Source organism: Microbacterium sp., assembly GCF_031988965.1.
Lineage (GTDB): Bacteria > Actinomycetota > Actinomycetes > Actinomycetales > Microbacteriaceae > Microbacterium.
Genome location: NZ_DALZXX010000271.1, coordinates 1 through 1711 on the forward strand (window position 1 = coordinate 1; position 1711 = coordinate 1711).

The following is a 1711-nucleotide window of genomic DNA, read 5'->3' on the forward strand; positions in this document are numbered from 1 at the left end:
GTGCACCAGGCGCACGCCGTCGACGGCCGCAGCCTCGGCGAGGCCCTCGATCGGGCGACCGGTCTGCGGCGCCTCGGGATAGCCCTCGCTCGCGAGCACGACGGTGATGGCGACGTCGTCGCTGAAGACCGGCTCCGGCTGGTCCTCGAGAGTGCCGGATGCCGCGGCGAGCAGCAGCTCCGAGAGCGGCGTCTCGAGACGCGGCAGCACGATCTGGGTCTCGGGGTCGTTGAACTCGATCACGCGCACACCCGCAGGCGTGAGGATGAGCCCCGCGTAGAGCAGTCCGATGAACGGGGTGCCCTCGCTGTCGAGCTGGCGGATGACGGGCAGCGCCACGTCGCGCGTGACCTCCTCGACGAAGGCCTGCTCGCTGCCGAACTGCTCGGCGAGCCACGGGAGCGGCGAATAGGCGCCCATGCCGCCGGTGTTGGGACCTTCATCGCCGTCGAGCGCGCGCTTGAAGTCCTGCGCGGGGCTGAGCGCACGCACCGTGTCGCCGTCGCTGAGGAAGAACAGTGAGACCTCGGGGCCGGAGAGGAACTCCTCGATCAGCACCGGGCCGGAGGGCAGGTAGTGCTCGGCGTGCGCGAGTGCGTCTGCGCGGTCGGTCGTCACGATGACGCCCTTGCCCGCCGCGAGCCCGTCGGCCTTGACCACGTAGGGTGCGCCCAGATCGTCGAACGCGGCCTCGACCTCGGCCGTGGTGGTGGCGCGCACCGCACGACCGGTGGGCACGCCCGCGGCATCCATGATCCGCTTCGCGAACGACTTCGATCCCTCGAGCTGAGCCGCGGCCTTGCCGGGGCCGAACACGGGGATGCCGTGCGCACGCAGCACGTCGGCGACGCCGGCGACGAGTGGGGCTTCGGGGCCGACGACGACGAGGTCGACGGCGTGCTCGTTCGCGAACGAGGTCACAGCGGCACCGTCGAGCGTGTCGAGCGAGACGGGCGTCGCATCCTGCGCGATGCCGGCATTGCCGGGGGCGACGAAGATCTCGTGCTCCGCCTTCTCTGCTCGCAGGGCGAGGATGATCGCGTGCTCACGGGCACCGGAACCGAGGACGAGAATCTTCACCCGTCCAGACTACCGACGCGGGCCGTGGGGTTTCGGCGGTGACGCCGCCGGTCGGCTCACGGCGTTTCGTCTCAGGCGACTTCGTCGTCTTCGCTCAACGACCACCTGCCGGGCGACGTCAGAGCGCGATCGGGCGTTCGACCGACCGGTCCCACGCCACCGTCCACCCGGTCGCATCGAACAGTGCGTCGAGCACCATCGCGGTGAAACCCCAGACGACGGTGCCGTCGACATCGAACGCGGGGCCCTTCCACACGCGGCCCATGCGGCTGATCGTCGAGGTGAATCGCGTCGCGGGGTCGAGCAGCTGCGCCACCGGCACACGGAAGACCTCGACCGTCTCGGCGTGGTCGACCGCCGCGACCTGCGACGGCGAACGCCACCAGCCCAGCACGGGCGTCACGAGGTGGTTGCTCGCGGCGAGCGGGAGTTCGGCGAGCGTCGCGAGCACGTCGACACCCGAGGGGTCGAGTCCGGTCTCCTCCTGCGCCTCGCGCAGCGCCGTGGCGACGGCATCCGCATCGTGCTCCTCGCGGCGTCCGCCGGGGAACGACACCTGCCCGGGGTGCGACGACAGTGTGGCGGCGCGACGCTGCAGCAGCACGTCGAGATCGGCGGCCACGGGCATCTC

Annotated in this window: 2 protein-coding genes; both read right to left on the reverse strand. The window is 71.1% G+C overall.

Annotated features, from left to right (window positions below; genetic code table 11):
* Positions 1–1080, reverse strand: a 1080-nt coding sequence (gene purD / locus RTM68_RS18635; RefSeq protein ID WP_312173808.1) for a phosphoribosylamine--glycine ligase, incomplete at its 3' end; no start/stop codon positions are given.
* A gap of 118 nt (positions 1081–1198) precedes the next feature.
* Positions 1199–1711: CoA pyrophosphatase (locus RTM68_RS18640; protein WP_312173810.1), on the reverse strand; the 513-nt coding region annotated here is incomplete at its 5' end.